General features: G+C 50.3%; 1 rRNA gene. It reads right to left on the bottom strand.

The features are described from left to right. Positions 1–23: 23 nt before the first annotated feature. Positions 24–2764: ribosomal RNA gene (locus Q4493_RS17675) — 23S ribosomal RNA — on the bottom strand; the annotation flags it as partial.

Here is a 2764-nt window from a genome sequence, read left to right as displayed (position 1 = left end):
ATACAAAACCACTTGGGTGTTGTATGGTTAAGCCTCACGGGCAATTAGTATCAGTTAGCTCAAGGCCTCACAACCCTTACACACCTGACCTATCAACGTTGTAGTCTCCAACGACCCTTTAGGGGAATTAAATTCCCAGTGAGAACTCATCTCAAAGCCTGCTTCCCGCTTAGATGCTTTCAGCGGTTATCAGTTCCGAACGTAGCTACCGGGCAATGCTATTGGCATAACAACCCGAACACCAGCGGTTCGTCCACTCCGGTCCTCTCGTACTAGGAGCAGCCCTCTTCAATTCTCAAACGCCCACGGCAGATAGGGACCGAACTGTCTCACGACGTTCTAAACCCAGCTCGCGTACCACTTTAAATGGCGAACAGCCATACCCTTGGGACCGACTTCAGCCCCAGGATGTGATGAGCCGACATCGAGGTGCCAAACACCGCCGTCGATATGAACTCTTGGGCGGTATCAGCCTGTTATCCCCGGAGTACCTTTTATCCGTTGAGCGATGGCCCTTCCATACAGAACCACCGGATCACTATGACCTACTTTCGTACCTGCTCGACGTGTCTGTCTCGCAGTTAAGCTGGCTTATGCCATTGCACTAACCGTATGATGTCCGACCATACTTAGCCAACCTTCGTGCTCCTCCGTTACTCTTTAGGAGGAGACCGCCCCAGTCAAACTACCCACCAGACAGTGTCCCCAAGCCCGATAAGGGCCCTAGGTTAGAACATCACGCATACAAGGGTGGTATTTCAAGGTTGGCTCCACTGCATCTGGCGACGCAGTTTCAAAGCCTCCCACCTATCCTACACATGTAGGAGCAATGTTCACTGTCAAGCTATAGTAAAGGTTCACGGGGTCTTTCCGTCTAGCCGCGGGTATACGGCATCTTAACCGCAATTTCAATTTCACTGAGTCTCGGGTGGAGACAGTGTGGCCATGATTACGCCATTCGTGCAGGTCGGAACTTACCCGACAAGGAATTTCGCTACCTTAGGACCGTTATAGTTACGGCCGCCGTTTACCGGGGCTTCGATCATGAGCTTCGCAGAGCTAACCCAATCAATTAACCTTCCGGCACCGGGCAGGCGTCACACCGTATACGTCATCTTTCGATTTTGCACAGTGCTGTGTTTTTAATAAACAGTTCCAGCCACCTGGTTACTTCGACTGCTCTGAGCTTAGGAAGCAAGTTCCATCACCCATATGCAGCGTACCTTCTCCCGAAGTTACGGTACTATTTTGCCTAGTTCCTTCACCCGAGTTCTCTCAAGCGCCTTAGTATTCTCTACCTAACCACCTGTGTCGGTTTGGGGTACGGTTCCTATATATCTGAAGCTTAGAAGCTTTTCCTGGAAGCATGGCATCAATGACTTCGTGTCCTTGGACACTCGTCTCGTATCTCAGCCTTAAGGAAACCCGGATTTACCTAAGTTTCCAGCCTACATACTTTCACACGGACTACCAACGCCGTGCTCACCTAGCCTACTCCGTCCCTCCTTCGCAATATATAGAAGTACAGAAATATTAATCTGTTTCCCATCGACTACGCGTTTCCGCCTCGCCTTAGGGGCCGACTTACCCTGCCCTGATTAACATGGGACAGGAAACCTTGGTCTTTCGGCGGGGGAGTTTTTCACTCCCCTTATCGTTACTCATGTCAGCATTCGCACTTGTGATACCTCCAGCATGCCTTACAACACACCTTCAACGGCTTACACAACGCTCCCCTACCACTTGAACCTAAGTTCAAATCCGCAGCTTCGGTGACTAGTTTAGCCCCGTTACATCTTCCGCGCAGACCGACTCGACTAGTGAGCTATTACGCTTTCTTTAAAGGATGGCTGCTTCTAAGCCAACCTCCTAGCTGTCTATGCCTTTCCACATCGTTTCCCACTTAACTAGTACTTTGGGACCTTAGCTGGCGGTCTGGGTTGTTTCCCTCTTCACAACGGACGTTAGCACCCGCAGTGTGTCTCCCGCATATCACTCATTGGTATTCGGAGTTTGCAAAGGGTTGGTAAGTCGGGATGACCCCCTAGCCTTAACAGTGCTCTACCCCCAATGGTGTTCGTGCGAGGCTCTACCTAAATAGATTTCGGGGAGAACCAGCTATCTCCCGGCTTGATTAGCCTTTCACTCCGACCCACAAGTCATCACCGCATTTTTCAACATACGTGTGTTCGGTCCTCCAGTTGATGTTACTCAACCTTCAACCTGCCCATGGGTAGATCGCCGGGTTTCGGGTCTATACCCTGCAACTAAACGCGCAGTTAACACTCGCTTTCGCTACGGCTCCCCTAATCGGTTAACCTTGCTACAGAATATAAGTCGCTGACCCATTATACAAAAGGTACGCAGTCACCCGAAGGCTTCCACTGCTTGTACGTATGCGGTTTCAGGTTCTATTTCACTCCCCTCACAGGGGTTCTTTTCGCCTTTCCCTCACGGTACTGGTTCACTATCGGTCAGTTAGGAGTATTTAGCCTTGGAGGATGGTCCCCCCATATTCAGACAAAGTTTCACGTGCTCCGTCCTACTCGATTTCACTTAAAGGTTGTTTTTGTGTACGGGGCTATCACCCTGTATCGCTCTACTTTCCAGTAGATTCCACTAACGCCCAATAAGCTTAAGGGCTGATTCGCGTTCGCTCGCCGCTACTAACGAAATCTCGGTTGATTTCTTTTCCTCGGGGTACTTAGATGTTTCAGTTCTCCCGGTTCGCCTCGCTGTGCTATGTATTCACACAGCGATACTG

Origin of the sequence: Colwellia sp. 1_MG-2023, assembly GCF_030546755.1 — a bacterium.
Lineage (GTDB): Bacteria > Pseudomonadota > Gammaproteobacteria > Enterobacterales > Alteromonadaceae > Thalassotalea_H.
Note: the sequence above shows the minus strand (reverse complement) of the source record. Positions and strands in the feature narration are given on the sequence as shown.